3 pseudogenes are annotated in these 1,895 nt (G+C 62.7%); all 3 read left to right on the top strand.

What is annotated here, in order from left to right:
• Positions 1-88 (top strand): annotated as a pseudogene (locus ACQKPE_RS26410) (succinate--CoA ligase subunit alpha); the annotation flags it as partial.
• 1 nt (position 89) lies between these two features.
• Positions 90-1,811, top strand: a pseudogene (locus ACQKPE_RS26405) (ribonucleoside-diphosphate reductase subunit alpha); the annotation flags it as partial.
• A pseudogene (locus ACQKPE_RS26400) lies at positions 1,802-1,895 on the top strand (hypothetical protein); the annotation flags it as partial. The pseudogenes ACQKPE_RS26405 and ACQKPE_RS26400, both read left to right, overlap by 10 nt.

The following is a 1,895-nucleotide window of genomic DNA, read 5'->3' as shown; positions in this document are numbered from 1 at the left end:
GACCTACGAAGCTGTGAAGCAGACCACCGACGCCGGCTTCGGCCAGTCGACCTGTGTCGGCATCGGCGGTGACCCGATTCCGGGCTCCCGTCAACACCGCCCTGGTGATGACCGCCCGTACCCTGGTAGAGCGCGAGCCGAACTACTCGTTCGTCACCGCCCGCCTGCTGATGGACACCCTGCGTGCCGAGGGCCTGGGCTTCCTGGGCGTGGCCGACAGCGCCACCCACCACGAAATGGCCGAGCTGTACGCCAAGGCCCTGCCGGCCTACGTCGAGAAAGGCGTCGAGTTCGAACTGCTCGACCCAGCGCTCAAAGGCTACGACCTGGAGCGCCTGGGCAAGGCCATCGACCACGAGCGTGACCAGCAATTCACCTACCTGGGCCTGCAGACCCTGTACGACCGCTACTTCATCCACAAGGATGGCGTGCGCTTCGAGCTGCCGCAGGTGTTCTTCATGCGTGTGGCCATGGGCCTGGCGCTGCAAGAGAAAGACCGCGAAGCCCGAGCCATCGAGTTCTACAACCTGCTGTCGTCGTTCGACTACATGGCGTCCACCCCGACCCTGTTCAACGCCGGCACCCTGCGCCCGCAGCTGTCGAGCTGCTACCTGACCACCGTGCCGGACGACCTGTCGGGCATCTACAAGGCCATCCACGACAACGCCATGCTGTCGAAATTCGCCGGTGGCCTGGGCAACGACTGGACCCCAGTGCGCGCCCTGGGCTCGTACATCAAGGGCACCAACGGCAAGTCGCAAGGCGTGGTGCCGTTCCTGAAAGTGGTCAACGACACCGCCGTTGCCGTCAACCAGGGTGGCAAGCGCAAGGGCGCGGTCTGCGCCTACCTGGAAACCTGGCACCTGGACATCGAGGAATTCCTCGAGCTGCGCAAGAACACCGGTGACGACCGTCGCCGTACCCACGACATGAACACCGCCAACTGGATCCCGGACCTGTTCATGAAGCGCGTCTTCGACGACGGCAAGTGGACCCTGTTCTCGCCAAGCGAAGTGCCTGACCTGCACGACTTGACCGGCAAGGCCTTCGAAGAGCGCTACGAGTACTACGAAGCCCTGACCGAGTACAACAAGATCAAGGTGTTCAAGACCATCCAGGCCAAAGACCTGTGGCGCAAGATGCTCTCGATGCTATTCGAGACCGGCCACCCATGGCTGACCTTCAAGGACCCGTGCAACCTGCGTTCGCCGCAGCAGCACGTGGGCGTGGTCCACAGCTCGAACCTGTGCACCGAGATCACCCTGAACACCAACGCCGACGAAATCGCCGTGTGCAACCTGGGTTCGATCAACCTGCCGAACCACATCGTCGACGGCAAGCTGGACACCGCGAAACTGGCGCGTACCGTCAAGACCGCTGTGCGTATGCTCGATAACGTTATCGACATCAACTACTACTCGGTGCCGCAAGCGCAGAACTCGAACTTCAAGCACCGCCCTGTCGGCCTTGGCATCATGGGCTTCCAGGATGCGCTGTACCTGCAGCACATTCCTTACGGCTCCGACGCTGCCGTCGCGTTCGCCGACAAGTCCATGGAAGCGGTCAGCTACTACGCGATCCAGGCTTCCTGCGACCTGGCCGATGAGCGCGGCTCCTACGAGACGTTCCAGGGTTCGCTGTGGTCCAAAGGCATCCTGCCGCTGGACTCGCAACAGATCCTGATCGAGGCCCGTGGCGCCAAGTACATCGACGTCAACCTGGAAGAGTCGCTGGACTGGGCCCCGGTACGTGAGCGTGTGCAGAAAGGCATCCGCAACTCGAACATCATGGCCATCGCCCCGACCGCCTCAAGGCGGCCAGCTACGCCTGGTCGAGCACGGCGTTCCCGATGCTCACCGGTACACTGATCACTGCAGCGGGGTTCCTGCCGATTG

The sequence above is a fragment of the Pseudomonas sp. NPDC089554 genome (assembly GCF_050280645.1).
GTDB lineage: Bacteria > Pseudomonadota > Gammaproteobacteria > Pseudomonadales > Pseudomonadaceae > Aquipseudomonas.
The sequence above is the reverse complement of the archived record's forward strand: the minus strand, read 5'-3'. Positions and strand labels throughout refer to the sequence as shown.